The organism is Turicibacter sp. KK003, assembly GCF_037014675.1.
GTDB lineage: Bacteria > Bacillota_I > Bacilli_A > MOL361 > Turicibacteraceae > Turicibacter > Turicibacter faecis.
This window is the reverse complement of record NZ_CP142738.1, coordinates 1,280,895-1,306,651: the sequence shown is the minus strand read 5'-3', so window position 1 is coordinate 1,306,651 and position 25,757 is coordinate 1,280,895. Positions and strand designations below refer to the sequence as shown.

Genomic DNA, 25,757 nt, shown 5'->3' with positions numbered 1-25,757 from the left:
TGAATATGCCGATAGGTGAAATGTAAAAGGGAGGCGAAGAGATGATTAAAAAAGTTTTAGTTGCATGCTTACTTCTAACCTTGATGGGATGTCAAAGGCTTAAGGACGAGGTCGTAGAAAGGTTTTGGCATCCCAAACAGGAGCAAAGTGAATTGAAAGAGTCAACTAAGGAGGTTAAGGAAAGAAAAGAGATCACACAAACTTTAACGAATTCTGATTTACAGCAGTTAAATGTTTATTTGAGTCATTTAAGTAATAGTGGGTTTGAAACGTATAATAAAGAAAATCTCAATCATGATCAACTATTAGAGTTCGGCCTTTGGTTATATCTGGGGAATATGGTGAAAGTAGAATCTAAAGAAATAGATGGCGTTTATTATAGCGTTTTTAATTATGATGAGTTTAGCCATAAAATAAGTCAATATTTTGATTGTGAATTAGAGAAAAAAGGCAACGATGAATGGCTGTTTCAAGATAATAATTATTATCATCCGTTATTAGAAAGCGAATATCCGCTCAATACGGTCACTCAAGTTGATCGTATATATGATAATGGGGATAATAGCTTTTTAGTTGAAGGGCTGGTTTATCGATTTGAATCATCTATGGACACTCATATTTATGAACAGTATTTGCAACCCAAATCCACATGGAGTCCTTCAATGGAAAGTGAATTAATCGGGAATATCACGACCACGCTTGTTTATTCAGATAAATTAAACCATTATGTTATTGAAGATTATCAAGCTAAGTATTATCCGAGCGACGAAGGGATAGAGAGTGAATCGAGCAATAACGAAGAATTCTCCTATAGCTATAAAAAGGACTACCTAGATAAACTAGACTTTATAGAAGAAGGCATGAGTGATTTAGATTACCTCTATGATAGTGGAACAACAGTCGACTTCGTTGAGGCAGAAGGAACACGCCTTAAAAGATGGGATGACATGCTAAATGAAATATATAGCTTATTAAAAACTCAACTTACAGAAAGTGAGATGAAAGAATTAAAGAGTAAACAACTAGCTTGGATCGAATATCGAGATAAGACTGCCGAGAATGAAGCAAATGCAGCAGGGGGCGGATCCTTAACGACCGTCGTCTACAATAGCACATTAGCTACCCTTACAAAAGAACGATGTTATGAATTAGTAAACACCTACCTCGAATAGATTTAATGTCAATACGAATAAGGGACGATGGACTAACTATCGCTAATGAGAAGATCAAATGAGAGGAAATGACGCCGATAGTTTAAGGGGTAAACTTGAACTTGCATCAAGCATTCATCCGTTCTCGTTTTTCAGATGTATAAAAAAACAACGGGTTGTAGGGGAATCCGTTGTTTAATAAAAGGCGTTTATGGGGGAATAAACGTCTTTTTTAATCTAAGAAATTTAGGAAGAGTTAAAAAGTTAGCTAGCAACTTTCTTTTGCTGTTTTCATCGCCTCGTTTAAATGGACTAATATGATGTTCATCGCGCGAATCAGATTAGAAAAGCGGGTATAGGTGGAACTCCCTTCTTTCGCGCGACTAAGACCAGACGTACTCTTATTTTTGATAGAGGTAATTTGGGCAATCGCTTGCTCTAGATCCTCCTTTGAATAGGAACATGTTTTATTGAGTAGAAGATCCTGGGCGATGTATAAAGCCTTAATCCTGTTTTTAGAGAGCGAAAATGAAGGAGAACACTCCTTTAATTTAGGCTGTATTTTTTCACAATTCACAATCGATGATTCAATAACTTTTAAGGTGTCCTTCATTTGTTGTTCTGTTAATGAATCCATCACGGTATCCTCCTTTATTGAAATGTCCCTCTATTATAACAAACATACGCACTTCAAGCGATGTTATGAGGTGGGTTAGTTTTCTTAATTTTTATTAGAGGTAAACATAGAAAAATCCCCATTCTTGTTGTTGGGCGGTAACAAGAATGGGGATTGAAAACGGTTAAGGGATTGATAAAAATAAGATTAACAGAGGGTGATGAATCAATCGCTTGGCGATCGATTCAATATATTTTATGCTTCTGCTACCGTTTCGTGAGTGTCATCGGGCTCCTTTTTTTACTGTTCATATTCGTCTTCATCGTCGTCTTCATATTCAATCACACAAGGGTATCTCATGATCCGAACACCCATGAAGAGGTTGAGACAACTTATGGCGCCCCAAAATATATCCCATGCGGATGGGGTAGTAAACAATTTGGGAATCCGTAGGATAAGACAAAAAATACTTAATAGGATGATCATCATCCCCATTCGTTTGTTAGACAATGACTGATACCTCTCTTTTCTAAATGCTTGTTCATTTCATTTTATCATAATTTGGCGATTTAGGGTACCATTGTAGGTAGGCGAGTTCAATTAATCTGTTTATTTGGATGACGCTGGTGCGGGGGGATGAATAGGGAGTGTCGGCAGGTTGTTTGACGATGGTGTAGGGGGGACTGTCGGGTTCTTTTTTTGAGTGGCAACCCGGCTTGTTGATGCGCTTTTTTAACCGCTAGGTTGAGAGAAGCCTCCCTGAATCAAAGAAGAAGGTTCATCGCTAGATTCGAGAGGATTTTTTGGGGAAGATATGATTCGTGATTCAAACAAGAGAGCGGATAAGTGGGGGAATCGAATTTCACAAGAAAAGTCATCTGGTGAACAAGCCTTCTCATCTTCAGCAGAAAAAAATGATTGAATTTGGCGAAAAACATATTAAAATAGACATATTGGTGCTTTATTGAAGGAGTGCAACAAGATGTTACGCCATAAAATGGCGGTTTAGGAGAGTAGGTAAAGAATGAGTCGTCAGAAATTGAATGTGAAAAAGCTAGCTAAAATTAAGAAGCGATATGGCTTAATCGGGGTCATTTTTGTTATCGTGGCAACCCTGGCCGTTAGTTATGTTGAAGATTATCTTTCTTCACGGTCTGTGGCGTCGCTTCAAGTGTTTGAAACGAATGGGATTGAACTTGAGCCGGTGATTTTAAAACGTGTCGTCGATGGGGATACGTTAGTCGTGACGAATGCAAATCGGGAGGAGGTTCGAGTTCGCCTCATCGGAATGGATACGCCTGAAAGTGTGCATCCGGATCAAGAAAAAAATACGGAAGCGGGCGAGTTGGCGAGCCAGTATACGAAGTCAGTGTTAACCGTTGGACAGACGCTATATTTGGAGTATGATGTTCAAAAAACGGATCGTTATCATCGCGTGCTAGCCTATGTGTGGTTAACCGATGATGTCAATCCAGATGATATCGCCACGAACATGTTAAATGCGAAATTGGTGGCTGACGGCTATGCGGTGGCGAAAGAGTTTAAGCCGAATGTCAAATATTCGAGTCTTTTAAAACAGTTAGAATCAGCCGCGAACAACGAGCGCTAAATCGGTGGTTAAAGACTAAAAATCATCGTCAAAAGGTTCATCGTCCGATGGAGGGCGGTGAGCTTTTTTTATTTATCTCATCGGTCAACACGACTATTATTTAGAAAAACTATGAAGGAACGAATTTTTTACTGAGGGTAATCTAACTTGTGACCCACGGGATGCTTCCTATGAAACGAGACAATGTAATCGGGCGTTATTTTTTAACCTGGGAACGTCGGAAACGTTTCAAACAACCATAAAACTATAGCGAGAGGCCTTTATTCAAGGCGATGGGAACTTTTTATAACCGCTACCTGATAGGGAAATGTGGCGAATAAGTATAAAAAGAGATTGAACATTTGTTCGATTTTGTTTATAATAAAGGAAGAAAAGGAGGGAATTGGATGAAACAGCGGGTGTATATGGCGATTGATCTGAAAAGTTTTTATGCTTCGGTGGAATGTCGTGAACGCGGTCTCAATCCGATGACGACCCATTTAGTTGTTGCCGATGAAGGTCGGAGTGAGAAAACGATTTGTCTAGCGGTCACTCCCTCGCTCAAATCATTAGGCCTTTCGGGGCGTCCGCGTTTGTTTGAGGTCGAGCAAAAAGTTCAAGAGGCAAATGCCATCCGTAAACAAAGAGCCCGTTGTTCATGTTTGACGCAGGCCTCATCTGATGCCCGAGCATTGAGGGCATCGCCTGAACTGGCGATTTCCTATATCGTTGCCACGCCAAGAATGGCTTACTATTTGGAGTATAGTACCCGAATTTACGAGGTGTATTTGAAGTATATCGCACCGGAAGACATTCATGTGTATAGTATTGACGAGGTGTTTATCGATGCCACCGACTACTTAACACTTTACCAAATGACGGCGCACGAGTTAGCAAGGACCATCATTCACGACGTTTTAAAGACAACTGGCATTACGGCAACTGCCGGGATAGGCCCTAATTTGTACTTATGTAAAGTTGCGATGGACATTGTCGCGAAGAAGATGCCTCCCGATGCCTTTGGCGTGCGGATTGCTGAGCTTGATGAAACATCTTATCGAACCTTATTGTGGCATCATCGTCCGCTCACGTCATTTTGGCGGGTTGGAAAAGGTTATGCCGCTAAACTGGAGGCCCATGGGATGTATACGATGGGGGATGTGGCTCGGATGTCGTTAACTGAGCGCGGGGAACAATTGCTGTATCACCTATTTGGTGTGAATGCCGAACTCCTGATTGATCACGCATGGGGTGTTGAGTCGTGTACCATGGCGGATATTAAAGCCTATGAACCTAAACATCACAGCATCAGCTCGGGTCAAATTCTACCGACAGGGTATCCGATTAATAAAGCACGATTAGTCGTCCGCGAAATGGTCGAATCTCTCGTGTTTGAGTTGCTCGAAAAGGGACTCGTGACTCCTTCCGTTGGATTAACCCTTTGTTACGATTCCACGCGCGGTGTTCCTAACGCAAGTCGAGGCACTAAAAAATTGGCGTCGTACACGTCTTCGCCCCGATTACTGAAGCAGGCCGTGACCACTTTATTTGATGATATCGTGGATCAAAGACAACGTGTTCGTCGAGTATCTCTTGTTTTTTCTGAAGTGAGGAACGCGCAAGAAATTAACGACGCTCCTGTGGTTCAACAACTCGATTTATTTACAAACGTTCAGGTGTTGCAACAAAAGGAGCAAGAACAGGAGGCAGACCGCCAAAAGGAACGTCGGCAACAAGAGGCAATGTTACAGATCCGTCAGAAGTTTGGAAAGAACGCCATTTTAAAAGGAATGAATCTCGAAGAAGGAGCTACTGGAAGAGATCGCAATAATCAAATAGGAGGACATCGCGCTTAAATGACAACGAATCATTATCAAGATATCATTCATCTTTCTTATCGCAAATCAACCCGCCGCCCTCAGATGACGAATAGGCAGCGGGCGGCTCAATTCGCGCCTTTTGCTGCCTTGACAGGACATGAGGCCGCCATAAAAGAAGTTGCGCGACTAACCGATGCAAAAGTTGAATTAGATGAAACACGGATAGGGGCGCTTCATGCCGCCCTTCATACGGTTGCTTTAACAATAAAGAACGCGCCTTTAGTCAAGGTGACGTATTTTAAGCCCGATGATAAAAAAGGAGGAGGCGCCTATGTGACCGTTCAAGAACGCGTGCGAAAAATTGATGCGTATCACCAACAGCTCGTGTTTAAATCGGGTGCTTTTATTCCCATTACGGACATCTTCACCATCGAATGTCTCGATCCGGTGCATGAAGGCTCGCTTGACTAAGACCCGACCGTTCATTTGATTTGACTGGGGGATGAAGGTCATCACGTTGGGTATGTTAAGGGAGAGGGTCAGTCATACTAGTAAGGAAGGTCGTTTGATGGGTACCTTTTTTAAAACTAGCCGTTAAAGTGGAGAAGGAGTGGATGAGATGAGTTGTACATGTGGCGTGGGCCAATCTTGCACGTATAAGGTGCCTATTTTTCAAGCATTTAATTGTGAAGAAACGAAGGCGTTGTTACAGGTGATTAAACGCAAAACCTATCAAAAAGGAGAGATGGTATTTCGTGAGGGTGAACCTGCCGATACGCTTTGGATTGTAAACGAAGGGAAACTCAAAATTTTTAATTATACGAAAGATGGAAAAGAACAAATTCTTCATCTGTTGGGTGAGGGTGATTTTTGGGGCGAACTCCAATTGTTTCAAGACACGACGTTTAATTGTTATGCCAAAGCGATTGAAGATTGCCGATTCTGTTTAATAACGAAACAGCATTTTCAACAGTTAATGCTTAAAAAACCAGAAATGAGTTTAAAAGTGTTAGAAGTCCTTAGCCAACGGTTGATTCATTTAGAGCAGTTAACACTTATGTTATCGAACCAAGACCCTGAGAGTAAGTTGGCCTATTTACTCTTAGAGTTAGCCAAGAAAGAGGGCGTCCAAGTTGGATCTAAAATGGTGATTCATTTACCCTTTACACGTGAAGAAGTGGCAAGTTATACCGGATTGACACGAGAAACCGTGAGTCGAAAATTACACCAGTTGAGTGAAAAAGGAATCATCAACATCATCGGTCATAGGAAAATAGAAATCCTAGACGTCGCGTATTTGAAGGATCTGCTCTAGGTGCTAATAAAAAACCACTCCTTGAATTCAAAGAGTGGTTTTTTTGTTAAGCTTTTAAGAACTCGTTTAAATCTTCTTCAACGGTTGAAATGCCACCGATGGCAAAGTTTTCAATTAAGACTTGGAGGACATTAGGGGATAAGAAGGCGGGTAAGGTTGGGCCTAGGTGAATGTTTTTCACACCGAGGGCTAGCAGGGCTAATAAAACGATGACCGCTTTTTGCTCATACCAGGCAATGTTATAGGCGATAGGTAAATCATTAATGTCTTCAATCCCTAAGGCTTCTTTTAATTTCAAGGCGATGACGACTAATGAATAAGAGTCGTTACATTGTCCGGCATCTAATAGGCGTGGAATGCCGTTAATGTCGCCCAGATTTAATTTATTGTATTTGTATTTGGCGCATCCGGCTGTTAGAATGACGGAATCTTGTGGTAATTCTTTGGCGAAATCAGTATAGTAGGTACGCTCTTTATGGCGACCATCACACCCGGCCATGACGACGAAGTTCTTAATCGCCCCCTCTTTGATGGCACCTACGACCGAATCGGCAAGACTCAACACTTGATGGTGGGCAAATCCTCCGATGATTTCTCCTGTTTCAAGCGGTGTCGGAGCGGCGCACGTTAAGGCGTGTTCAATCACGCAACTGAAATCTTTTGTCCCATCAGCGAGTGTTTTGATCACCTTGAAGTCAGGGTGCCCCGTATTTCCAGTTGTATAGACGCGCTCAGTATAGGTGCATCCTTGACGTGGGGGAACTAAACAGTTAGTTGTAAAGACAATCGGCCCATTGAAGGTTTCGAATTCTTTTGTTTGTTCGTGCCAAGCGTTTCCGTAGTTTCCAACGAGATGTGGATATTTTTTTAGTTCAGGATAGTAATGGGCAGGTAGCATCTCGCTATGTGTATAGACGTCAACCCCGGTATCTTGCGTCTGTTCTAAGAGTTGTTTGAGGTCGTGAAGGTCGTGTCCAGTGATTAAGATTCCGGGGCGGTTTTGAACGCCGATATTCACCTTTGTTAATTCCGGGTGCCCAAACGAAGAGTTATTGGCTTGATCAAGGAGAGACATCGCCAAAACCCCAACGTTTCCTAATTCAAGGGCAAGCGTTGTATAGGCGCTAACATCTAGGTCGGGCTGGATTAAGGTAGCCATGAAACGATGCAGGTTATTAAATAGTTCATCGTCAGTAAATCCTAATTTTTCGGCATGCGACGTATAGGCAGCCAGCCCTTTAAGTCCGAATAAAATCAGTTCGCGTAGGGAACGGATGTCTTCATTTTCTGTTGTGGAATGAATCGCAACCGATAAGGCTTTTTTGATCATACTTTGTTTATGGTCGACCTCAAAGTTGACGATATCGTGTGTTAAAATAGGAAGATTAGTGTGGATTAAGCGTTCTTTTAATTGGTTTCTTAAGCGGATGCTTTCTTTAATACGTGTGACGAATTCTTCTTCATCAAAATTGGCATTCGTGATGGTAGCGAACAATCCTTCTGTGACAAATAAATCGACTTCGCGGACGAGTTCTTTCTCTTTTTTCACCTCAAGCGCTAAACAAGATAATCCAATAAGGGAGTAAATAAAAGTATCCATTAAGGCGGTCAGTTCGGGTGATTTTCCGCAAACCCCAAACACGGTACAGCCTACTCCTTTTGCTGCTTCTTGACATTGATTACAAAACATAGTCATTCTTTCACCTCTTTTTCATTTGTTAAGGTTATTTTATCGATGAAGAGGGAAGTTGAATGTGATTGAAATCAAATTTGATAAAAAGAGGCACGCCTTTTAGGTAAAGGCATAGGATATAGTAACTTGTTGAAGGGTGGGATGGATGTGAAGAAGTGGTTATTCGCTGGAAGTGTTCTTTTTTGTTCGGTGTTATTAGTGGCGTGTGAGTATTTTGATCAGACGAATGAGGTGAAAAAGGTCAAAGAGACGCCTGTGGTTCAGGAAAAGACAGAGGTTAAGGATCCGGTCGTTGAGGAGCAAAAACCTGAAGCTGAAAAACCAAAGGCACCAAAAGAGGCTGAACGGGTTAAATTAGGGGAAACCATAGGGAATGATCAAATTGAGGTGACCTTTTTAAATGCTTATTATACGGATGATCGCAATGAGTATTGTGACGTGAAGGCGGATAAAGTGCTGGTTATTGAGTATGAGTATAAAAATTTAGCGGTTGAGGATGGATTTTCGTTATTTGAAGGCATTCATTATCAAGTGTATGATGGAAGCGGGCATTTGTTAAAAAATTACCCATCGATGGAAGCCCGTTATGGTGGAGAGGTCTCAATCGGACGCTCAACAACGGGATCAGATGCGTTGGCGGTTGTCGGGGATCAGACCCATTATGAAATTGAAATAGGGGACGTCATTGTTGAGTTTGATTTAGAATAGATTTAAACGTGTGAAGGGGGAGTGGCGTGCGACAATGGATTAATTTTTATTATTATCTCCCGTTAGAACGTTATGAAGCCCACGTTTTAACGGTTGAACTTGGCAAGGAAGCGATGACGGATGCTCAGGAGTTGTTCGACGTTTATAAACGCGCGCTCGGTATTTTTGAATGTGTCTTTTCAATGGATGATGAGGTAATGCTTGTCATCAATACTTATCCGTGTGATGGCATTAATCCGCGCCCTCGCTCGATTAAACCGTATCTAAAGAATGAACGACTCCATCGCACGTTGAATGCCTTCATGGAGAAGGGACCACACGAAGAAGACATCATGCATTATTATTTAACGTGTCGATGGGGTGAACTAAAGAATAAAAAACTCATTTTACATTTGTGTCAACATGACCTCGTCAAAGGAGTCAAACCGATGAATGACTACTATTTCATCCAGTTAGAAAAAAAACGTTGTGTTCGGATGCAAGATGACCGGTTTATCGATTTGATTTTTAAGGATGAAAGCGATAAAACACGGATGATCGAGTGTCTTTTAGCAACAAACCTCCTTTAACAATCGTTTAACCGAAGAAGCGGGAGCCCCTATGGGGATGAACCGAAAACAGCACTTGCGATAGGGAATTTCCTTTGGAAAAATCTTTGGTCCTGTTAAAGGCGTCCTCCTTTAAACAATATAAAAAGGCAACCTGATGAAACATCGTCGGATTGCCTTTTAGTTTTGTTTAGCATGCATGATAAAAAACGGAGGTGGCATATCTTAAAGAGAAGGGAGTGGTGAGAGATTATAAAAAAGATTTTGTTGAAGGTAGGGATACAAGATGCATTTAGGGGAAGAAATTCGAGTGAAACGTGAGGCGATGGGCCTCTCGTTAGAAGAGCTCGCCCATCAATTAGGCGTACCCTCTTGGAAAGTGGTAAACTGGGAGGTCAATCAGGAGCGTCCAAGCGAGGAACAATTAAGAAATTTAATGGATATTTTAGGAAAATTAGAGGAAGACGTTGCTCACCCATCACCTACTTTGGATCGGAGCTTTATTTATACGCTGCTTTACTTATTTGTCTGCGTTACTGTGTTAATATCGATCGTTTTTTGGTGGTAGATGGTCACCTATCTAGTCAAAAAGGTCCCCTAGATCAGGGGACCTTTTTGAGATGAATTTGTTACTTGGTTGATTTTAGGACGATATTTTTTTCAAAGCCGCCTCGGGCGTTTTTCTTCTCTAAACGTTTGGCTAAAAGGTCTTGTTCCCCATAACCGAGTTTTTGGGCAAGGGCAAATAAAACTTCTAAAACATCTGCCAATTCTTCAAGGTTTTGATCCGTCTTAAATTCGGCAACTTCCTCGTCTAATTTTTTAACTAAATAGTCAAATGCCACTTCATCACTAACGACTTCAATTTCCGCCGTTTTTCCTGAGGCCTGAATAATGTCTGGAATAAGATCGCGAACTAATTTATCATAAGTTAACATGCTATCGGCTCCTTTATTTTCAATTACTTTCATTATAGTTTAATTAGTGGCTATCTGTCAAAAGACCTCAAAAAGTGATAAAATAAAGAAAACAGAAGGTTTGGGAGTGAAAAGATGAGGCAACTTCGCAGTATTACAGGCTATGATGATTATTTATACGACCATTTTAAAGAAAGCTTCAAAAAAGCAAAAAAGATTGATATTATTGTTTCTTTTTTGATGGAATCAGGTGTTAAACTTTTAGAAAAACAATTTTTAGAGATTCGTCATCAACAAATTCCTATCCGTATTTTAACAGGAAACTATTTAAATATTACACAACCCTCTGCCTTGTATCGCTTGAAAGAAATTTTTGGTGATGTTGCGGATATCCGTTTTTTTAATGAACCTCGGCGCAGTTTTCATGCCAAGGCCTATTTCTTCTACTACGATGAAGGGGCCGATATGTATATTGGGTCATCTAATTTATCCAAATCGGCACTCACTGAAGGGGTGGAATGGAATTTTAAACTTGACCAAGACACGCACCCTCAGGAATTTGCCGAATATGCACGGGTTTTTGAAGATCTATTTTATAATTATTCGATTGTGGTGACGGATGCGGAGTTAGATTTTTATTCAAAGAATTGGAAAAAGAATAAGATTTATCAGACTCCGACCTTTTTGCAACAAAAATTGACGGAAGATATTGAGGAGGAAAAGGAAGCTTATGTGGTTGATTTGTATCAACCCCGAGGGGCCCAAATCGAGGCACTTTATCATTTGAAGAAAACACGGGATGAAGGATTTGATAAAGGCGTAGTGGTTGCGGCGACGGGAATTGGTAAAACGTATTTAGCTGCATTTGATTCGCGAGACTACCAACGAATCTTATTTATTGCGCATCGTGAGGAAATTTTAAGACAAGCGTACCGCAGTTTTGGAAATGTTCGCCCGCTAAGTGAACGTGGATTTTTTATGGGAGGCATGAAAGAAACGCACAAGGATATTATTTTTGCCTCGGTTCAAAGTTTAGGAAAGGAAGAAAATTTACATTTATTTGATCCTCATTACTTTGATTATATTGTGATCGATGAGTTTCATCATGCAGTCGCGTCTAATTATCAGCGGATTTTGCAATATTTTAAACCGAGATTTTTACTAGGGATTACGGCTACACCTGACCGGCTTGACAGTAAGGACGTCTTGGCTATTTGCGATTATAATGTGGTGTATGAGGCTCCGTTAAAAAAGGCCATTAATCACGGGTGGTTAGTGCCATTTCGCTACTATGCGATTTATGATGAAACGATTAACTATGATCAATTAACGTATCGTAATGGGCGTTATCAAACTGAGGAACTCGAAGATGCTTTAAATATTCACCAACGTGCAGAGTTAGTATTTAATCATTATAAAAAGTACCGTTCGGTTCGGGCACTTGGATTCTGTGTGAGTAAACGGCATGCGGATTTTATGAGCGAGTATTTTAATGAACAGGGGATTTTAGCTTGTGCCGTTTATAGTGGTGATGGAGGGGCGCAGACACTTCCACGAGAAGAGGCCCTTACCAAACTTTCAAAGGGTGAGATTCAGGTGATTTTCTCAGTGGATATGTTTAACGAAGGACTCGATATTGCCGCACTGGATATGGTACTTATGCTACGACCTACTGAATCGCCAACGATTTTCATGCAACAACTCGGTCGTGGACTCCGCTTGTCGAAGGATAAACAGTATTTAAATGTGCTCGATTTTATTGGAAATTATAAAAAAGCCAATCTCATTCCGTATTTAATTACTGGGACGACTAAAAAAGAGTTTAAACGGGCAAGTGAAGTTATTCGTGAGGAGACGCTGTTACCAGAAGGGTGCTTTATCGACTTCGATTTTCAATTAATTGATTTGTTTGAAAAAATGGAGAAATCAACTCAAAAAATTGAGGATTTAGTGGTAGAAGAATATGAACGGGTAAAGGATGAACTCGGACATCGTCCAACTCGTGTTGAGTTTTTTACACTGATGAATGAGGGCATTTACCATCTCGTTAAAAGTAAAGCAAAATTAAATCCATTTAAAAATTATCTGGCGTTTTTACAACGACAACACGATTTATCACCAGAGGAAGAGGTGTGGTTATCAACCCCGGCCGGGGCTTTCTTAACCATGATTGAAAAAACATCCCTTTCAAAAACATATAAGCTACCGACCTTTTTAGCGTTTATCCAAAATGGGGTCCTTCAATTAAAAATTGATGACGATGATTTATACCGAGCCTTTTTGGACTTTTATTCAAAAGGATCAAATGGGGTAGATTTGCTAAGAGATAAGGGAACAGCCAATTTTAAAGAATGGGGCAAAAAGGAATACGTTAAACTCGCCCGAAAAAATCCCGTTCACTTTTTATGCCAAAGTGAATCTGACTTCTTTAGCAAAGACGATCAACAGGTCTACCTTCATTCGGACTTAAAACCTTATCAAGATAACCCTTTATTTATCGCTCATGTAAAAGACGCGATTGACCTAAGAACTCAAGAATTTTACAAAACAAGACTTGAAAAACTGAAGGGATAAGGCTTATTGGGAAAGATATAATTTAGGGATAGGGTAAGTTACCCGGTTATGTAAATATAAGATACAAGGATTCTGTTGAGGGTAGCGTGAATTCTATGTTATTAGAAAGGTTTGAAAATATTTATCGCTTATTTGTTTGGAAAAATTCAAAATATATTGCAAGATGTTTGAGCGGGTTACATTAGGATGAACACTAAATACATCAAAAAGAGGGCCTAATAGCTCTTTTTATATTATAAAAATTAGATAAATCTTTAAATGTAATTTATGAATAATAATGTTAATCTTTGAATATTCTATACAAAAAATGGGGATAGTAATGATGAAATTTAGATGCATCTTGCATTATAGGAGATTTTCTTTTATAAATGAAATAAGTTAAAAATTATAGATTATTATTCAGGAGGGAATATGGACAATCATTTAAACGAAGAAAAAAAATATGAGATTAAGTATTCAAAAACAGAGTACAACCAAATGATAGAGGTTATATCAGAAGCCGAAAGTAGTAATAATCTAGTATTTTTTATAGGAGCCGGGGTCTCTATTTCTCAAGGATATCCTAATTGGAATGAGTATGTTGATAAATTAATTAAATATTGGACCTTTCATCTTGAGGATTTAATTGACGAGGAGATTACAACAGAAAAAGAGGTCCAAAGGCAAGATATGTTAGTATTGGATCAATTATTAGAAAATAGGATGGATAAAAAAAGAAAAGTAGATTTAGTTCACCATATGATTAGGAAATATACCAAAATTAGTGGAGATAAAGTTGGATCTACGAAACGGTTTAATGAAAATGTATTGAATTTTGAAAGGTTTTATTTTAAAGACTTGCCAGTTTGTATTGAAAAAAATGAAATATTATTCCATTTGCTAAATTTAAACGCAACCTATATCACAACCAATTATGATTTAGAGATAGAAAATCATTTTCAAAAATATGCAAAAAAGGATATTGAGATTCTCAAAGATCTAAGTGAGGTTTCTTCTAATCTTAAGGCCAATAGCGTGATTCACTTACATGGGAGCCCTGATGGAAATCCTGATTATTTTATCAGTTCGGCTAGTTCGTATACTAATTTGTATTATCCTAATGATGAAAATAGGGAAGTTTTACGAAATTTTAAACAAATTATTCAAGATAAAAGCGACCCCAAAATTATTTTTATTGGTTGTAGTATGGAGGAAGATGAAGTTTTATCTATTCTACGATTAGCTCACGATGTAGAAAAAGACCAAAGAAAAGAAATGCAATATTATGCACTTTTGAAATATGATAATCACCTTAACCCGCAAATAAAGGAACCTCATCATAGTCATTTTGAGGATTATATGCAAACTGTAAAAGGTGTAACTGTTGTTTGGTACGGAGATGAGTTTAGTGATTTGCCAAAATTCTGTGAAAGACTGGTTACAGATGTGTCTTTAAAAAGGGAGGACAATATATCTAACCCTGAAAGCGATTGGAGGATTTTAAATGGGGAATAGTGTGATAGAGGTTATCAATAAACATATAAAAAATAAAAATTATTTATTCTTAGACCGTGTGTTTAAAAATTATGATAATCTTTCTAGTGAGAAAGCATTAAATTTATTAAAAGAAGCTTTAAAGTCTGATTTAGTAAAACAACAAGCAGCCACATATACAGCCGATTATCCATTTTTTTGGAAACAAATTGCTCACTACTATAATCAGTTTGATAAAGAAGAACAAGAAGATATTCTACAATTGATTAAAAATTTAAAACAATATAATGAAATAACAGCTAAGCCTATCTACAATATTATTATTAATGCATTCACGGATATTGAAAAAAAAGGAGAATATTTAAGCTTTTTAATTAAAGCTAATAATCTTTATGATTTTATAGAAGATAATGAATTGAAATGTTTATGGTTGATAGAGAAAATTACATCGAAGAAAAGTTCTTATATAAAACCGGATTATTTCAAAACCATTCAATTTGATTTTAATTTCTCATTATGGAAAGAATTAATTAAATATTTAACTAGTATAGACGAAACAATGGTGTATTTTTCGTTTGCATCTATTTTAGAAAATGAAGAAATGAAGTTATTATTTTTATGTTTAAAAGAAAATAAAATCCTTTATCAAGGAACGTTGAATTTTCCTGAAGAGTTTTACCGTTTAAAAATAATCCAACGGTTGTTGATTAATATTGATTTAGAACAGGGATTAGAAGAGAGTGTATTAACAAATCTTATAGCAAATATTGATGTTTCATTTAAATTTTATGGGAAAGAAATGAATGAATTCGTAAAGAAACACCAAGAATTATTTCCAAAATCAATTTCTTCAGATTATTTTATGAATGGTTTAGAATTTGGAGAGTGGGGATGGATTCAACAATATCCTTATTTGTCTATAAATATGATTTTAAATCAACCTCTAGAGAAAACTGTAAAGCTTTTATTAGAACATAAGAAGGCAATCGATCTTGATGATTTAAAGGAACAGTCTGTTGAGGGACAACGAAAAGAATTATCGAAATTGTTTACAGAAGGTTACGTAGTAGATCATAAAGAACAAATTATTGCCTTCTTGAAGGAACTCATTGTAAATGATACTTTATGTGTAAGATATTGTGGAAGTATCGTAGAATTTTTTGTTTCCTCGAAAGATAGAACGAAGGAGAATATTGATTTATTAATAGAGTTTATAAAAAAATTTAAAATAAGCAATGATTTTAATATTGAAATGGGTAAATTATATTGTTTTTTATTTAAAAATGATTATATTGAAGAACAACGAGTAAAGGATTGCTTCTTTGGGTATAAAGTGGATAAGCTTTCAATAAAAAATATTTTTCGTAATAAACAAGAGGGCCCATATATAGATATTAATATATACATTAATACGGAGGTTGGAAGATATTTTGAAGCACTGCGAGTATTAGATGATAAAGTATTCAATGAGGAAGATATTCAAGTTTTAGTACTTCAGAAGTTTCATGAAACCCCTGAAAAATATAAAAAATATGTTATTGGTCAATTTCCAATTTTATGGAGTAAAATTCCTGGATTTGTACTCACTATAGAATCTTATCAAGGGTATTCTTATAAATATAGAATAGGAAAAAATGATTTAGAATTCTTTAAACCAATCATAAGAGAAGTGTTAGAGAAGGATGATTTTGATGATGGGATAACAGTATTTAATTCAATGATTATTTTATTTGAAACAACGTCTCCTCAAGAGATACTAATCCGTAATCATGAATATTTTGATAAACTCTCATTAAAAATGTTAGCTGGTTATTTAGAAAATGATTATAAATTTAAATATGGTGAAGACTGGATAATTTATCTATTTAATGATGAGACATATTCGGAGTCCTTAATAAAAAATCTTTTTCTCCGATTATTAAAAATTAAAACTGAAAAATTAGAGAGAATATTATCATTGTTGGAAGGGATGCCTATTCATACGTGGAAACTTAAGAGTTATTCCTACAGTTATGTATTACGTAAACGATTTGAAAAAGATACGTTAGTGCATATAATGAAATTAGTAATGATAGTGTTAAAAAAGGAAATGGTGAATGTTGACTATTATTTTATAGAGTGTATAGATACCATTTTAGAACAAATGGATGAGTTTCAAATGATTCCAGAAATGAATCAATTATTGGATGAAATTCGGGCATATTTAACAACAGAAGATTACGATAAATTGAATAGAAAATTTAGATACTTAAATAAAAGATAAAAAACAACCGGTTCTGGCTGTGTGGTGGTATAGTACCTACATAATAGACATAAAAGTGAAAGCGATGCTATCCATATCAACTATGTTGGAATGGCGTTAGAGTCTATGATGGAGGTACTTCTTTTATGTAATTTAAAAAGATTGATTCCAAATTTACTTGTTCAGAAAATTAGGGTATACGCGTCATTATCATGGATAAGGTATACTGATTTTCTGATCCATGATAAAAAGTTGTTACCACTTTAATGAATAAGAGGTTTTTCTGTGAGAATTCTTCCTGCTCTTATAGGAGATTTAATGGGTCCTTTAACTTCATTAGGAAAAGTTAAGTTTAGCACTTATATATAATAAAAAGACGTTCATGGGGGGTGAACGTCTTTTTTAATGGTTCTATAATATTTAGTGTTGCTGATTAAGCAGCACTTTTTTCATAGGATAAAAAAAAAGAGACTTCAAGTCTCAATCCTGTTACAATGTTATCGACTAAAACAATATTGAAAGGATAAGATTTAATGTCTCACTCATATTTTACTAGAAAACTTTTAAATATTAAAGATAAAAATATTACATTTTCAGAAGATTATCTTGAGGAAGTGAAGTTGAACGGAATTACTAGCTTTATCTTTAAAGGTATTCTTACGTATCAACCGACTCATTGTCAAAAATGCGGAACCCTATTTGATTCAAAATTTAAGAAGCATGGATTTAAAACCTCTCGAATTGTCATTCCAAAAGTCTCTCTTCACGATACCTACTTAGACCTAAAAAAACAGCGTTATTATTGTGGGCATTGCCAGTCTACTTTTACACTAAGTACTTCAATTGTTGAAAAGAACTGTTACATTTCTTATCATACGAAACACGCCATTGCTTTAGAGGCCCAAAATAAAATTTCTGAATGTGATATCGCACGTCGCCATCAGGTCTCTCATTCAACCGTCAATCGAATCATCCATAGCTTTTATGAATCTCAAACCTTAAACCTTAATTATTTACCTGAAAATCTCTGTTTTGATGAATTTAAATCCGTTAAGTCTGCTGAGGGGCATATGTCTTTTATTTTTTGCGATGCTGACTCAAAACAAATCATCGATATCGTTGAAGATCGTCGTTTAAACTCCCTTCAAGCTTATTTTAAACGATACACAAAGGAAGCACGTCATCGAGTAAAAAATATTGTGATTGATATGTACGCTCCTTACATCAGCCTCATTAAGGATCTTTTTCCTCATGCCCAAATTATCATTGATAAATTTCATCTCGTTCAACATCTCTCTCGTGCACTGAACAAAACTCGAATCCGATTCATGAAAAAGTTCAAAAAGCATGGTCGTAAATTCAAACGTTATTGGCGCTTATTTTTAAAATCTCACGCTTTACTTAATACCACCACTTATCGATCAGTTTACTGCTTTAAACAACCCATGCGTGAAATTGATATCTTAAACTTTCTACTTGATTTATCTCCTGAATTAAAAGCAACCTATGATTTATATCAAGAGTTACTTTTCGCTCTTCAGACAAAAAACTTAAAACGATTTAATCATTTACTCGAAACGGAACATCCGCTTGTTTCTCCTGAGTTTCAAACGGCTTTCCAAACCTTTAAAACTTATCAATCCTATATTAAAAATACACTCTCAACTCATTACACAAATGGTCCCATCGAAGGAATTAATAATAAAATTAAGGTCATTAAGCGTATTGCCTTTGGATATCGTAGTTTCTATCACTTTAAATCTCGTATTCTCATGGTTCAAAATCTAACAAAGCCTAAAACGAAAATCCTAGCAGCATAGCTACTAGGATTTCGATTTGAATTTTCGTTGTAACAGGTTACAAATTAATCAGCAACACTATTTGACAAAGAACCTTTTTAATATGAGAAATTTAGGAAGAGTGTAAGCATCTCACTTACAGTATTGTTATGGACTATAAGAATAATATTTATTCAAAAAATTAGGATTATTTTTTAAAAAGTTCTATCTCTCTTCTGAAAGTCACCTTTTCGAGGCTTGTATTCACTGTGAGGTGTGATCTTAAAGATGGAACATTTCATTCCAGGGGTGCCACGGGATCGATTCGATTGAGGTGCAATCGTTTGCGAGGCGGTCACGGGATTTGGTAAAGTCACTCATATGGGGCAATCTGGTCGATTTCTTTTCCCCGACACGGGGAAGATAAGACGAAAATGCGGGTTAGAGGGTACATTTGACTTCGAAATAGGGGCTTGAGAGGCTATAGTTATACCCTGGACTAATTATAATCGTCTTGGTGTCGGCCTCAATCTCTGAAAACAGTTTACAAATCTCTTTGAACTGGAAGCAATCTGTTTTTTTACAAAGGAAAGGGCCTTTGTTCACTTTGATAAGGTTTGGAAGGGTGGAATCGTGTTGATAGATTTCACAGGCAACAAATTTTTTCACGTGCTCGTTGTTTTGCTGGATAATGACGCTGTAGTCGGGTTTAATGGATAAGTTTTGATGAAAGCATTCGTTAAACATGGTCTCAAGGCGTTTATAGAAGTGATCATTCATTTCTTCTTCCTCTAACGGGAGTGTATAATAGTAGGTTTCGTTAAAGGTGAACACTTTGGATTCATCGTCACGATAACTATTAATGCGGTCGATCTCTTGTTGTAAATTATTTAACACGTTTAGGTTTTCTTGGAGGGCGGCTATTTTTTCTTCTGTCATTTGTTTGCCATATTCGATTAATTGTTTGTAATTAAGTGTCTGATCTTTTGTTAGGATTAATTCTTTGACTTCTTTTAAGGGAATAGATAAGTTAATACAGATTTGGATGAGCTCGACCATTCGTGCTTGTTCAACGGTGTAGTAGCGGTAATGGCTATCTGGATCAATGTAGGTAGGAGGGAGCAGTCCGATTGAATCGTAGTATCGAAGTGCCTTTATGCTACATCCTGTTCTTTTTGCTAATTCTCCAATGGTTAATAAGTTATTTTTCATAGAATCACCTTGACTCTCCCCTAAGGAGATACTTTATAGTCATTATAGAGTGTTATGGCGCTTATGTCAAAGGAGGCGAATGATGAATCAAGAATTTTTTGGAACAACACCGCCGAAAAAGTTATTTATGAAGTTGGCGATTCCCGGATTATTTAGTATGTTGTTTTCGTCGCTTTATATGATGGCTGATGGGATGTTTGTCGGAAAGATGATAGGAAGGAAAGCGTTAGCGGCGATTAACCTTGTTTTTCCTATTATCATGATTGTGTTTGCGGTCGGAGATATGATTGCAGCGGGCGCATCCGTCAAGATAGGGATGAAGCTCGGTGAAAAAAAGGAGGATGAGGCGAGTCGTATTTTTTCGATGGCCCTGTTACTAATGTTGGTGATCGATGGTCTGTTTATGATTGCCAGTTTGTTTTTTGCGAAGGACCTGATTTTTATTTTAATTAAGGATAAAGAACTTGCGACGTTAGCCTATCAATTTGCTTCTGTTTTTATTTTGGCATTCCCTTTTATCGCTCCCTTTTTTGCTTTGGATAATTATTTAAGGTTATGCGGAAAAGCCACGCTGAGTATGTGGGTCAATATCGCAGTGTCTCTTCTTAATATTGTATTAGATGCACTTCTTATCGGTTATTTTAAATTAGGAATAGAAACCGCGGCTTGGGCGAGTGTCTTAAGTATGTTGATCGGAACGCTCATTTTTCTTTATCCGTTTATCATGAAGAAGGTAGCTTTAAGATTTACTAAACCGAAGGTCGATGTAAAGGAGTTTTTATATGTGATTTACAATGGGAGTTCCGTGTTTTTAGGCAATATCTCAGGATCAATTATGGCCATTATTACGAATGGATTTTTGCTTTATTATGGCGGGCCTGTGGCCGTTGCGGCATTTTCAGTGGTGACGTATATCGATGCCTTAATGCTTCCTATTTTATCAGGAATGGTCGATTCCATCCTTCCGGTCATTAGTTATAGTTATGGAGCTAAAGATTACCGACGGATTACTCAATTTTTTCACCTCACGTGTCGAGTGGGATTTGTGCTTTCTATCGTGACGCTATTGATTATGGTGATGTTTCCAGATTTTTTAGTCGGTTTGTTTTCTTCAACATCGGAGGGTGATCTGATCCAAATGGGGAAAATCGCTTTGTTATTAAGTGCGCCGTCTTATTTAGTTAATTGGTATAGCTTGACGGTTGGGAGTTTTTTAACTGGTATCGAGAAGGCGACGGCATCGATTGTTGTCATGTTAGTGGAGTCTGTGTTGCTTCCGTTATTTTTGATGGTTGTTTTAACAAAGTTCATGGGTGTTTATGGACTTTTCCTCGTCCCAAGTGTTGGCGGATTGGGGGCTGCCGTCATCGCCTGGATGACTTGGAGGAGATGTGTCAAAAAAGAGTTTAATTCGTTTCGATTTGGTGTGAAGTGATCATGAGTTTTCTGCAAGAGGAGTCGGATTTCGTGAATAGTGGTGAAAGAGGGGCATCGGATGGTGAATGCGATCTTAATAGAATCTCATTTTCTTTATGTCAGTTGGTATCTTCCCATCGTGCCATTGATGATTATTTGATTGTTCGTTTTTATTTCGGTTATGATTACTGTTTATTTATCGATTCAACGGATTAAACAGAGCTCGGTGATTGAATTATAATAAAGATAAGAATTATTCGTTAAAAAGAGCGGATAAGAAGAATGATCGGTTTTAAATAAATTTGAACAGGTGACCTAAAAGCTTGAGGAGGTGAATCAAGTTTTTAGGTCATTTTTAGTTGAGTCTTGTCGTATATTGGTAGTAGGTTTAAGAGAATTTGTTGGAGGGGGGCAGACGTATGAAAAAGAGTTTGTGTTGTCAAGCAGGGTTGAAATTTTTCTTTGGGGTACTGATGGTCGGGGGATTACTCTTTCTTGCTGCAGGGTCGTTTCATTATTGGCAAGGTTGGCTACTCATGGCTATTTTATTTATTCCCATGCTAGGGATAGGACTTTTATTGATGGTAAAAAATCCTGACTTGCTCAGAAATCGGTTAAACGCACGGGAGACGCAAGTCAAGCAACGATGGCTGGTTCGTCTGAGTGGGCTGATGTTTACGATGGGATTTATTGTCGCAGGGTTAACCTATCGTTGGCACGGGGAAATGTTACCGGATTGGGTTTCTTGGATGGGGGCTGTTTTGTTTTTGTTTGCCTATGGAATGTATGCGGAAGTTTTAAGAGAAAATCGTTATGTATCACGGGTTGTAGAAGTTCAGGCTGAACAAGAGGTCATTGATCATGGGCTTTATGGAATGGTTCGCCATCCGATGTATAGTGCCACGCTCCTTTTGTTTTTGTCGATTCCACTCGTATTAGGTTCATTCATTTCTTTCGTTATTTTTTTGATGTATCCCTTTATTCTCGTTACACGGATTCAAAATGAAGAGCAGGTTCTTGAAAAGGAGTTAACGGGATATTCGGCATATAAAAAGCGGGTGCGATATAAACTTATTCTACTCATTTGGTGATGGAAAAAAGCGTCGCGCGAAAGCATTAAACTTCGATCAGATGATGAATAATCGCAGAAATTTTTCATCCATATCGATAAGGAGTCGGACTTTTTGGCTTAACCGATGCTGTATTTTTATCGCTCGATAATATAAAAATTAGATAATACTCTAATAATTGAATGCATATAAAAAGCCGAGAAAAAAGCATTTTTTATCTGTTTAACTCATAAAATGTAATGTAAGGAAGTATCTAATACTTGAAATTCTCAAAAAAGGGGGATTAAGTATGAGTTTAGGGGAAAAAATTAAGGGGCGCCGTGAAGAATTAGGTTTATCGGTAGAGCAATTAGGCGAAAAGTTAGCTGTTTCTCAGGAGCTAATCATCAAATGGGAGTCAGGAAAATGCATTCCGCATCTATCACATCTCATAACCATAAGTGACGAACTCGGATTAACGCTCGATGAACTTGTAAAAGAGGACGAAGCCGTTAAAAAACACGTACTATCGTCGGGTATGCGAGAAAAGTGGCACGTCGTGATTTTAATTTACTTGTTGGCCATTGTCGCTTATATCGGTTATTTCGCGATTCATAATCATATTTTTATGGTCGGATTTTTAGTCGCGACGTTGTTTATGTTGTCGTTTGAATTAAAATACTTTATTACTAGAAGAATAAGCCGACACGATCAGAAAGAATAAGATGTAATCCTTAGTTAGAGGAGGCCGCGCCGTAACTAACTAAGGATTTTTTTTAACGTATTGCACGTGAACCCCTGTCAAGAAAAAGAGAGATAGCGTCTATAAACTAATATTATAATATAAAAATTAGGTAATACTCTAAATAATGAAATGATAAATATATAGAAGGCGATGAATTTTTTTCATCACCAACAAAAGAGCCCCACCTAAAATTAATAAATAAATGAGCTAGTCATAGTAATGCATGCCACCTTCTTGAAGTAGGGTCACGTACTTTTCCTTATTTAGGTTGTATCGGGGCGTATCCTTTCCATAAATCAATTCTGCACAGTCAATTATCATTTGGGCTAATTTTTCATCGGTCATTCCTGGTTGAGCTTGGGGGAGGGTCCCTGTTCCTGTAATTTCCCCATCATTGGCTCGAATAGCGATTGCAAAGGCAGAGTGATTAAAGGTTACATTCATAAACTGGTCTTTCTCTTTATGAAGTTCGTATCTCGGTTGAATGGTTTTAAGTTGATAGGTCTCAAAATCAGCACGATGAAAAGTTTGATGATTAAGAAGTGTCATGAATTTTATTTTATTTAAGGTGTAAGCCTCACTGTCTTTTCCATAAAGGAGTTCCACCCCATCAAGCAACATTTGGACAAATTGTTGATCCGTCATTTTTTTCGTTGGATGGGCAATGTGACTAAATCCGATGATTTCACCCGTTCCCACTTTCATTTTAATCGTAAAAAAGGAATCGTCAAATTCGACGTTAATGAACTGTTGTTCATCCTTTTCCATCAGATACGGATCGGTCGTCGCGGCTTGCCCAGTGAGACCACACATCAATAACAAGAAACCGATTATAAAAAACTGTAATTTTTTCATGATCATTCTCCTTTCTATGTGATTTAGGATACCCGATAATGAAGGTTTTATAAAAGAAGAACATATTTTTTATTTAAAACAACTGAATGAGCAGGGAGTCTCCCACGGCTATACCTGTTATTGATAAAACGTAAAAATAGAATTCTGATCGGGGGAATGTGCTCTAACAGTTAATGGGGATTCGTTGGGGGCGTTTTATCCTATTCGTTTAACGCCTTTTTTGCATGAACTCTATTAAGTGAGAAAATATAACTGGAGGGGGGGGGGAGTAGCAAGATAAAGCTAGTTGTAGAAAGTGGCCGGCTAAACAGCGAGGAGGGTGCTCCTGTTTGAGATTTTATTAATCGCCGGTAATCGGTTTCTATCTTGGGAAAACGATAGATTTTTGTTAAGCTAGAAAGAGGAAAACAAATCATAAAAAAGAGAGGATAGAGGAAATGACAGAGAAAGAAAAAATGTTACAGCAACAATTATATGATGCCAATTATGATCAAAAGTTAATAGAGGAACGGAGCGTAGCGAAAGATCTTTGTTTTCAATATAACCAGTTGTTACCCTCAGATGTCGATGCTCAGCAACAATTGATGAAGAAGTTGCTTGGAAAAACGAAGGATTCCTTTTGCATTATGGCCCCTTTTTGGTGTGACTACGGCTATAATATTGAAGTTGGAGAAAATTTCTTTGCCAATCACAACACCGTCATTTTAGATGGAGGAAAGGTGACGTTTGGCGATAACGTCTTCATTGCCCCAAACTGCGGATTTCATACAGCGGGTCACCCGATCGATTTTGAACGTCGAAATCAAGGGCTAGAGTATGCGTATCCGATTACAGTAGGCGACAATGTTTGGATTGGAGCCGGGGTTCAAGTCATGCCAGGTGTAACAATCGGTAGCGACGTTGTGATTGGGGGCGGTAGTGTCGTTGTCAAAGATATTCCCGATCATTCAGTGGCAGTTGGGAATCCTTGTCGAGTTATCCGTCCGATTACGGAGGAAGACCGTCAAACGTGTTGGAATCGTTCACCTCTAAACAAATGATGATGTATTACAGCTAGGTTCTGTTTTCTTGCAGTTATTGGTGCGACTTTCAAGTGATCAAGGTTCCAAATGTAATAATAATTCCTATTTTTATTGAATAATTAGATTCTTTATGATATAGTAAAAGAAATTAGGGATCCGGGAGGACGTTAAAATGACTTATTCGATTGTATATAGTAGTGTGACAGGAAATACAGAACAGTTAGCACAAGCGATTCAACAGGCGGTTGGGGCAACTTATTGTGGGAAACCATCTGATGAGGCGTTAGCGGCTGATACGATTTTTATTGGATTTTGGTCGACTCGTTATTCTTGTGGGGCGGATATTCAAGCTTTCATGAAGCAATTGTCAGGGAAAAAGGTCTTTTTATTTGGAACGGCTGGCTTTGGCGATACAAAGGAATTTTATGAAAAGATTTTAGAAAGTGCGCAAACACATCTTCCAGCATCAAATGAACTAATTGGAAGCTATATGTGCCTTGGAAAGGTAACTGATAAAATGCAGACACACATTAAGGAGGGGGCTCCTGAGCTATACGCGGAGATTAAAGAAGTATTAGCTGAAGCAGCTCATCATCCGAACCAAGCAGATTTGGATGAGTTAGTTGCGTCAGTTAAAAAAGCGTTAACTAAATAATCCCATTGAAGGGGTCTTACGACCTCTTTTTTTATTTTTCGTCAAGAAGGACTCTTTGTCACGCATTATTCATTTCTTTTGAAAAAAGGCTTGCACTAGATGATGAATTGTGATATGATATAATTCCGGAAATGATAAAACATTTCCTACTCCAAATAGTTGAAACATTTACTTGTATAATTGTTAAGATATGGTTAACTAGTTTCTACCCACGACCGGTTATCTCGTGGACTACAAGTAAGAACTTTGTATGTCCTCATCATACATCCTTTTTACTTGTAGAGCATCGAAATGGCCGTCGGTGCTCTTTTTTTGATTTATAAATAATTCAGATCGTGCATCTGAAAGAACTGTAAACGTGGATCATTATTCAAAGGGGG

The 25,757-nt window shown here is 37.6% G+C and carries 23 protein-coding genes and 1 riboswitch; of the genes, 18 read left to right on the top strand and 5 right to left on the bottom strand.

All coding sequences use genetic code 11. The annotated features are described in order from the left end of the window. The first annotated feature begins 41 nt into the window (after window positions 1-41). Window positions 42-1,172 (top strand): lysozyme inhibitor LprI family protein, encoded by a 1,131-nt coding sequence (locus tag VXM77_RS06445; protein WP_338505734.1) that lies wholly within the window; start codon window positions 42-44, stop codon window positions 1,170-1,172. Between the two features lie 247 nt (window positions 1,173-1,419). On the opposite strand, the gene VXM77_RS06440 is transcribed toward VXM77_RS06445, so the two are convergent. Beyond that, on the bottom strand, window positions 1,420-1,788 hold the full coding sequence (locus VXM77_RS06440; protein ID WP_338505733.1) for a hypothetical protein: 369 nt from the start codon (window positions 1,786-1,788) through the stop codon (window positions 1,420-1,422). Between the two features lie 1,003 nt (window positions 1,789-2,791). Here VXM77_RS06440 and VXM77_RS06435 point away from each other — a divergent pair. The 4 genes from VXM77_RS06435 (at window position 2,792) to VXM77_RS06420 (ending at window position 6,490) form a co-directional block, all read left to right on the top strand. Beyond that, window positions 2,792-3,376, top strand: coding sequence for a thermonuclease family protein (locus VXM77_RS06435; protein WP_338505732.1), 585 nt, complete (start codon window positions 2,792-2,794; stop codon window positions 3,374-3,376). 386 nt (window positions 3,377-3,762) lie between these two features. Then, window positions 3,763-5,211, top strand: a complete 1,449-nt coding sequence (locus VXM77_RS06430; RefSeq protein ID WP_338505731.1) for a DNA methylase — start codon at window positions 3,763-3,765, stop codon at window positions 5,209-5,211. Beyond that, window positions 5,212-5,646: a hypothetical protein gene (locus VXM77_RS06425; RefSeq protein WP_161831291.1), complete on the top strand. Its 435-nt coding sequence runs from the start codon at window positions 5,212-5,214 to the stop codon at window positions 5,644-5,646. A gap of 148 nt (window positions 5,647-5,794) precedes the next feature. Beyond that, window positions 5,795-6,490 carry a Crp/Fnr family transcriptional regulator gene (locus VXM77_RS06420; RefSeq protein ID WP_338505730.1) on the top strand — a complete coding sequence of 232 codons (696 nt, stop codon included), beginning with the start codon at window positions 5,795-5,797 and terminating at the stop codon, window positions 6,488-6,490. A 46-nt stretch (window positions 6,491-6,536) separates the two neighbouring features. Here VXM77_RS06420 and hcp read toward each other — a convergent pair whose 3' ends face one another. Continuing rightward, the gene (gene hcp / locus VXM77_RS06415) at window positions 6,537-8,186 is read right to left on the bottom strand and encodes a hydroxylamine reductase (RefSeq protein WP_338505729.1); all 1,650 of its coding nucleotides are present in this window, start codon (window positions 8,184-8,186) and stop codon (window positions 6,537-6,539) included. Window positions 8,187-8,330: 144 nt separating this feature from the next. Here hcp and VXM77_RS06410 point away from each other — a divergent pair, with 144 nt between their 5' ends. The 3 genes from VXM77_RS06410 (at window position 8,331) to VXM77_RS06400 (ending at window position 10,007) form a co-directional block, all read left to right on the top strand. After that, on the top strand, window positions 8,331-8,891 hold the full coding sequence (locus VXM77_RS06410; RefSeq protein ID WP_262950511.1) for a hypothetical protein: 561 nt from the start codon (window positions 8,331-8,333) through the stop codon (window positions 8,889-8,891). A gap of 26 nt (window positions 8,892-8,917) precedes the next feature. After that, on the top strand, window positions 8,918-9,460 hold the full coding sequence (locus VXM77_RS06405; protein ID WP_338505727.1) for a hypothetical protein: 543 nt from the start codon (window positions 8,918-8,920) through the stop codon (window positions 9,458-9,460). A 265-nt stretch (window positions 9,461-9,725) separates the two neighbouring features. Continuing rightward, window positions 9,726-10,007, top strand: a complete 282-nt coding sequence (locus VXM77_RS06400) for a helix-turn-helix transcriptional regulator (protein WP_338505726.1) — start codon at window positions 9,726-9,728, stop codon at window positions 10,005-10,007. Between the two features lie 61 nt (window positions 10,008-10,068). Here the strand turns inward: VXM77_RS06400 and VXM77_RS06395 are convergent, their stop codons facing one another. Beyond that, a complete protein-coding gene (locus VXM77_RS06395) occupies window positions 10,069-10,377 on the bottom strand; it encodes a nucleoside triphosphate pyrophosphohydrolase (protein WP_161831278.1) in 309 nt (102 codons plus the stop codon). Between the two features lie 114 nt (window positions 10,378-10,491). Between VXM77_RS06395 and VXM77_RS06390 the strand changes: the two genes are divergently transcribed. The 4 genes from VXM77_RS06390 to VXM77_RS06375 all read left to right on the top strand — a co-directional run bounded on the left by VXM77_RS06390 (window position 10,492) and on the right by VXM77_RS06375 (window position 18,465). Beyond that, complete coding sequence (locus tag VXM77_RS06390; protein WP_161831276.1) at window positions 10,492-12,930, top strand: DEAD/DEAH box helicase family protein; 2,439 nt, start codon at window positions 10,492-10,494, stop codon at window positions 12,928-12,930. Window positions 12,931-13,341: 411 nt separating this feature from the next. Then, window positions 13,342-14,424 carry an SIR2 family protein gene (locus VXM77_RS06385; protein WP_161831274.1) on the top strand — a complete coding sequence of 361 codons (1,083 nt, stop codon included), beginning with the start codon at window positions 13,342-13,344 and terminating at the stop codon, window positions 14,422-14,424. Next, on the top strand, window positions 14,414-16,666 hold the full coding sequence (locus VXM77_RS06380) for a hypothetical protein (protein WP_161831272.1): 2,253 nt from the start codon (window positions 14,414-14,416) through the stop codon (window positions 16,664-16,666). Before VXM77_RS06385 ends, VXM77_RS06380 begins: the two co-directional genes overlap by 11 nt. A 512-nt stretch (window positions 16,667-17,178) precedes the next feature. Then, window positions 17,179-18,465, top strand: a complete 1,287-nt coding sequence (locus VXM77_RS06375) for an ISL3 family transposase (protein WP_289461271.1) — start codon at window positions 17,179-17,181, stop codon at window positions 18,463-18,465. Window positions 18,466-18,864: 399 nt separating this feature from the next. On the opposite strand, the gene VXM77_RS06370 is transcribed toward VXM77_RS06375, so the two are convergent. Further along, the gene (locus tag VXM77_RS06370; protein WP_161831270.1) at window positions 18,865-19,635 is read right to left on the bottom strand and encodes a MerR family transcriptional regulator; all 771 of its coding nucleotides are present in this window, start codon (window positions 19,633-19,635) and stop codon (window positions 18,865-18,867) included. Between the two features lie 82 nt (window positions 19,636-19,717). Between VXM77_RS06370 and VXM77_RS06365 the strand changes: the two genes are divergently transcribed. From VXM77_RS06365 to VXM77_RS06350, 4 genes are all read left to right on the top strand, one after another. After that, entirely contained in the window at window positions 19,718-21,070 is a 1,353-nt protein-coding gene (locus VXM77_RS06365; protein ID WP_338505721.1) for an MATE family efflux transporter, read from the top strand. A 32-nt stretch (window positions 21,071-21,102) separates the two neighbouring features. Continuing rightward, window positions 21,103-21,267, top strand: coding sequence for a hypothetical protein (locus tag VXM77_RS06360; protein ID WP_161831267.1), 165 nt, complete (start codon window positions 21,103-21,105; stop codon window positions 21,265-21,267). Between the two features lie 203 nt (window positions 21,268-21,470). Then, window positions 21,471-22,142 (top strand): isoprenylcysteine carboxylmethyltransferase family protein, encoded by a 672-nt coding sequence (locus VXM77_RS06355; protein ID WP_338505720.1) that lies wholly within the window; start codon window positions 21,471-21,473, stop codon window positions 22,140-22,142. 268 nt (window positions 22,143-22,410) lie between these two features. Then, window positions 22,411-22,824, top strand: a complete 414-nt coding sequence (locus VXM77_RS06350; RefSeq protein WP_338505719.1) for a helix-turn-helix transcriptional regulator — start codon at window positions 22,411-22,413, stop codon at window positions 22,822-22,824. 228 nt (window positions 22,825-23,052) lie between these two features. On the opposite strand, the gene VXM77_RS06345 is transcribed toward VXM77_RS06350, so the two are convergent. Then, on the bottom strand, window positions 23,053-23,700 hold the full coding sequence (locus VXM77_RS06345) for a hypothetical protein (RefSeq protein ID WP_262950494.1): 648 nt from the start codon (window positions 23,698-23,700) through the stop codon (window positions 23,053-23,055). A gap of 437 nt (window positions 23,701-24,137) precedes the next feature. Between VXM77_RS06345 and VXM77_RS06340 the strand changes: the two genes are divergently transcribed. Next, window positions 24,138-24,740 (top strand): sugar O-acetyltransferase, encoded by a 603-nt coding sequence (locus VXM77_RS06340; RefSeq protein ID WP_262950493.1) that lies wholly within the window; start codon window positions 24,138-24,140, stop codon window positions 24,738-24,740. A 154-nt stretch (window positions 24,741-24,894) separates the two neighbouring features. Continuing rightward, on the top strand, window positions 24,895-25,377 hold the full coding sequence (locus tag VXM77_RS06335; protein WP_161831257.1) for a flavodoxin family protein: 483 nt from the start codon (window positions 24,895-24,897) through the stop codon (window positions 25,375-25,377). A gap of 152 nt (window positions 25,378-25,529) precedes the next feature. Continuing rightward, a riboswitch (purine riboswitch) is annotated at window positions 25,530-25,631 on the top strand. The last annotated feature ends 126 nt before the right edge of the window (window positions 25,632-25,757 follow it).

What these genes read in the sequence shown, in the direction of transcription:
- VXM77_RS06345 (WP_262950494.1), bottom strand. Translation starts at nt 23,700, where the DNA reads ATGAAAAAATTACAGTTTTTTATAATCGGTTTCTTGTTATTGATGTGT.
- VXM77_RS06395 (WP_161831278.1), bottom strand. Translation starts at nt 10,377, where the DNA reads ATGTTAACTTATGATAAATTAGTTCGCGATCTTATTCCAGACATTATT.
- VXM77_RS06370 (WP_161831270.1), bottom strand. Translation starts at nt 19,635, where the DNA reads ATGAAAAATAACTTATTAACCATTGGAGAATTAGCAAAAAGAACAGGA.
- VXM77_RS06390 (WP_161831276.1), top strand. Translation starts at nt 10,492, where the DNA reads ATGAGGCAACTTCGCAGTATTACAGGCTATGATGATTATTTATACGAC.
- VXM77_RS06400 (WP_338505726.1), top strand. Translation starts at nt 9,726, where the DNA reads ATGCATTTAGGGGAAGAAATTCGAGTGAAACGTGAGGCGATGGGCCTC.
- VXM77_RS06365 (WP_338505721.1), top strand. Translation starts at nt 19,718, where the DNA reads ATGAATCAAGAATTTTTTGGAACAACACCGCCGAAAAAGTTATTTATG.
- VXM77_RS06385 (WP_161831274.1), top strand. Translation starts at nt 13,342, where the DNA reads ATGGACAATCATTTAAACGAAGAAAAAAAATATGAGATTAAGTATTCA.
- VXM77_RS06425 (WP_161831291.1), top strand. Translation starts at nt 5,212, where the DNA reads ATGACAACGAATCATTATCAAGATATCATTCATCTTTCTTATCGCAAA.
- VXM77_RS06440 (WP_338505733.1), bottom strand. Translation starts at nt 1,788, where the DNA reads ATGGATTCATTAACAGAACAACAAATGAAGGACACCTTAAAAGTTATT.
- VXM77_RS06335 (WP_161831257.1), top strand. Translation starts at nt 24,895, where the DNA reads ATGACTTATTCGATTGTATATAGTAGTGTGACAGGAAATACAGAACAG.
- VXM77_RS06340 (WP_262950493.1), top strand. Translation starts at nt 24,138, where the DNA reads ATGACAGAGAAAGAAAAAATGTTACAGCAACAATTATATGATGCCAAT.
- VXM77_RS06435 (WP_338505732.1), top strand. Translation starts at nt 2,792, where the DNA reads ATGAGTCGTCAGAAATTGAATGTGAAAAAGCTAGCTAAAATTAAGAAG.
- VXM77_RS06375 (WP_289461271.1), top strand. Translation starts at nt 17,179, where the DNA reads ATGTCTCACTCATATTTTACTAGAAAACTTTTAAATATTAAAGATAAA.
- VXM77_RS06430 (WP_338505731.1), top strand. Translation starts at nt 3,763, where the DNA reads ATGAAACAGCGGGTGTATATGGCGATTGATCTGAAAAGTTTTTATGCT.
- VXM77_RS06420 (WP_338505730.1), top strand. Translation starts at nt 5,795, where the DNA reads ATGAGTTGTACATGTGGCGTGGGCCAATCTTGCACGTATAAGGTGCCT.
- VXM77_RS06380 (WP_161831272.1), top strand. Translation starts at nt 14,414, where the DNA reads ATGGGGAATAGTGTGATAGAGGTTATCAATAAACATATAAAAAATAAA.
- VXM77_RS06350 (WP_338505719.1), top strand. Translation starts at nt 22,411, where the DNA reads ATGAGTTTAGGGGAAAAAATTAAGGGGCGCCGTGAAGAATTAGGTTTA.
- hcp (WP_338505729.1), bottom strand. Translation starts at nt 8,186, where the DNA reads ATGACTATGTTTTGTAATCAATGTCAAGAAGCAGCAAAAGGAGTAGGC.
- VXM77_RS06355 (WP_338505720.1), top strand. Translation starts at nt 21,471, where the DNA reads ATGAAAAAGAGTTTGTGTTGTCAAGCAGGGTTGAAATTTTTCTTTGGG.
- VXM77_RS06445 (WP_338505734.1), top strand. Translation starts at nt 42, where the DNA reads ATGATTAAAAAAGTTTTAGTTGCATGCTTACTTCTAACCTTGATGGGA.